The organism is Ramlibacter sp., from assembly GCF_028292805.1.
GTDB lineage: Bacteria > Pseudomonadota > Gammaproteobacteria > Burkholderiales > Burkholderiaceae_C > Ramlibacter.
The window spans coordinates 1-3,346 of the sequence record NZ_JAQGLS010000006.1; the positions used below are offsets into that span (position 1 = coordinate 1).

Consider the following 3,346-nt stretch of genomic DNA (forward strand, 5'->3'; position numbering starts at 1 on the left):
CCTGCGCCCGCTGCAGCGGCCAGGCCGCGCGCGCGGTGGTCAGTGTCATCTGGCCCAAGGCGTCGCCGCAAGCGGCCTGCAGGCGCGCTTCGAACTCGGCGGCCGGCAGCGCGAGCAACTCGTCGGCGCGGAACTCCTGGACAGACCACACCAGGGCCACCGAGTTCCCTTGCGCCCCGCCCAGCGGCAGCAAGGCGACGATATCGCCGTCGACGAACCACTGGCGCGCAACCTGGCCGTGCGGTTTCTCACACTGCAGGCGGGCGGCGATGGCGCGCTGGGGATAGGACGTCACTTCGAAAGCGACGCCGAACTCGCCGCGGGTGGAGCTGGCGCGGCCTTCGGAGACCACCGTCAGGGCCGCCGGCTGCGGCCTGGCCAGCAGCTCGATCTGCGGCTGGTAGCGCACCGCTTCGGCCAGACGCGCCAGCAGCGGCTCGACGTCGACGATCCAGGCCAGCGCGTCGGCTTTCTCGGTCCTGGCGTCAAAGCGCACCCGCCCGCCGTCGTCGCCGCGGATGTCCATCGCCAGCACCGGCGTGGCATGCAGGTCGTCCGGCCAGGCCCGCAGCCGCAGCAGCAGCTCGCGCGCACCAGCGTTCAATGCATAGGCGCGCACGTCGCTCTGGCCGCTGGCCGAGGGCGCGTGCGGCGGCGACTCGACCAGGCCCACCCGCAGCCGGTCGCGTGCCAGCAGCAGGGCCAGGGTGCGGCCGACGATGCCGGCACCGCGGATACAGACGTCGAGAGGTGCGGCCATGGCCGGGATTGTAGGAGGCGGGCACAATCGCCGGGGCAGCCTTGCCCGTAACCCTTACCGCCCCGCCCATGAGCACCCCCCCGGCCGTCACCGCGCGCATCGAGCGCCTGTTCGTCTATCCCGTCAAGTCTTGCGGCGGCGTCGAGGTGCGCGAGGCGCAGCTGGCCGAGACCGGCATCGACCTGGACCGCGCCTGGATGGTGGTGGACGAGCAAGGCAACTTCGTCACGCAGCGCGAGCTGCCGCGGCTGGCGCTGGTCAGGCCGACCCTGAAGCTGACCGAGGTGGTGCTGCGCGCGCCCGGCATGCTGGCGCTGCACCTGCAGATCGACACGGTGGAGGCGCCGGCGACGGTGCGGCTGTGGGACGAGGAGGTGCCGGCGTTCGACATGGGCGACACCGCCTCCCAGTGGTTCACCGACTTCGTCGGCCGCCGGGTGCGGCTGGTGCGGTTCGACCCGGAGCACCGCCGCCTGTCCAGCCTGGAGTGGACCGGCGGGGTGGAAGCGCCGAACCAGTTCAGCGACGGCTACCCGGTGCTGGTGGCGAGCACCGCTTCGCTGGACCTGCTCAACGACAAGCTGCGAGCCGCCGGCCATGAGCCGGTGGCGATCGAGCGCTTCCGGCCCAACATCGTGCTGTCCGGCGTCGAGGCGCATGACGAAGACCGGCTGGAGCTGATGACCATAGCCACCGAAGGCGGGCGGGTCCAGCTCAAGCCGGTCAAGCCCAGCCCGCGCTGCACCATCGCCAACGTCGACCCGGCCACCGGCGCGGTCGACACTCTCGTCACCGACACGCTGCAAGGCTACCGGCGCAACGAAGGGCTGGGCGGCGCCATCAGCTTCGGCATGAATGCCATCGTGCTGCAAGGCGAGGAACTCAAGCTGCGGGTCGGCGATGCCGTCACCGCCGACTGGAAGTTCGACTAGTCTTATTGCACCGCCGGCAACGGCGGGCGGCTGCGCGGCAGCTCCGAGGCAAACATCGACGAGGCCGGCCCCGGTCCGACACGCTGGTGGCTGCCGGCGCGATGAAGCGGATCGGCCGGGGCGTGCGCGGCGACATGCGCGCCAGCTGCTCGGCGAGAACCGCTTCCACCTGGTCGGCTTCCAGCGAGCGCTCGCTGAGCAGCAGGGCGGCGATGTGGAACTGCAGCGTCACCTCCGGCTGCAGCCCAGGCAAAGGCATCAGGCCGGCGGCGATCAGGCGGGCCGCCCGCTCGGTGACCGAGCTGCGCAGGCTGGCGCCTTCCAGCACCACGCCAAAGCGCGCCTCGCCCATGCGGCTGACCGTGTCGACGTCGCGCAGCAGGCGGCGCAGCTTGATCACGCTGCGCAGCAGGCTCTGCTCGGCCACCGCCGTGCCGTAGGTTTGCCTGATCGGCCCGTGGTTCACCAGCTCGATGAACATGATGGCCGCGCTTTCGCCGTCGCGCTTGTGGCGCGTCACCACCTGCCGCAGCCGGTCCTGGAACAGGTGCGGCGCCAGCAGGCCGGTGAGGGCGTCGTGGGTGGTCAGCGCCTGCTCGCGGATCTCGGCGCCGTGGCGGTCGCGCGAGCGCATCGTCAGGGCCACCAGCAGCAGCGGCACCTCCACCGCCATCGCCGCCACCACCGCGTACTGCGAGCCGAACGACAGCGACACCCAGCCGAAGATGCGCAGGAGGCTGATGAATACCGACGCCGTCATCGGCAGGTAAGCCATGAACACCCAGACGCCGATTTCGTCGCCGCGTCGCCAGGCGGCCAGGCCGACGGCGACGCAGGCCAGCGTCGCCACGCCGAGGTAGCCGGCCACCACCGGCAGCGCGATCGCCTTGGGCGCCAGGGCCGGCAGCACGCTGGCAGCCAGTCCCAGGGTGCCCAGCACCAGCATCACCCGGTCCTGCACCGGGAAGCGCCGCCGCAAGCCGACCAGGTTGCGCACGAACAGCATGGCGGCGGCGCCGGCCGCCGAGGCCAGCATCGGCATCGGGGCGTCGCCCAGCGCGCCGAAGCGGGGCCACAGCAGGTGCGCGCCGGCGCCGGTGAAGGCCGCCACCGCCAGCGCGGTGATGCAGGCGTACAGCGCGTACCAGGCGAAGATGCGGTCGCGGTAGACCCAGGCCTGCGCCAGGCAGGCGGCCAGCAGCAGCAGCAGGGCGCCGAAGGCGGAGCCCAGCGCCAGGTACTCCATCTGCATCCGCTCGCCGTGGACGGCGGCAGTGCTCAGGCGCAACGGGAAATTGGCGGCGGTGACGTGGCGAATGCGCAGCAAGACGTCGCGCGTCTCGCCGGCCGGCACGTCGAGGCGGAAGAAGGGATAGCGCCCGCCCCCCGGCCAGGCCCGCACCGCCAGGGTGTCGCCGGCGCTCTCGACCCGCCAGAGGTCGCCTGCGCCCTGGTAGAGCGTGACCAGGTCCACCACCGGCATCGGCACCTCCAGCACCCAGTCCTGCCGGGCGTCGATGGCGCGTTCCAGCCGCAGGTGCAGCCACAAGGCGGCGGTGGGTCCGAGCTTGTAGATGGTGTCGGCCGGCGCCGGCTGGAAGCGCTGCAGGCCCTCGGCATCGGTCAGCTCGGCGATGGTGGCCGTGCCCTTGCT

At 72.0% G+C, this 3,346-nt stretch carries 3 protein-coding genes; 1 reads left to right on the forward strand and 2 read right to left on the reverse strand.

The features are described 5' to 3' along the window. A partial coding sequence (locus tag JWP65_RS00225) for a ubiquinone biosynthesis protein UbiH (RefSeq protein WP_299759212.1) occupies positions 1-760 on the reverse strand: 760 nt, incomplete at its 3' end. A gap of 68 nt (positions 761-828) precedes the next feature. Here JWP65_RS00225 and JWP65_RS00230 point away from each other — a divergent pair. Then, a complete protein-coding gene (locus JWP65_RS00230) occupies positions 829-1,692 on the forward strand; it encodes an MOSC N-terminal beta barrel domain-containing protein (RefSeq protein WP_299759214.1) in 864 nt (287 codons plus the stop codon). Here the strand turns inward: JWP65_RS00230 and JWP65_RS00235 are convergent. Continuing rightward, positions 1,667-3,346 (reverse strand): 7TM diverse intracellular signaling domain-containing protein (locus JWP65_RS00235; protein WP_299759216.1); only part of this gene is annotated, 1,680 nt, incomplete at its 5' end. The two genes, JWP65_RS00230 and JWP65_RS00235, sit on opposite strands and share 26 nt — an antisense overlap.

Coding starts and splice junctions, on each gene's coding strand:
- JWP65_RS00230 (WP_299759214.1), top strand. CDS start 829: ATGAGCACCCCCCCGGCCGTCACCGCGCGCATCGAGCGCCTGTTCGTC.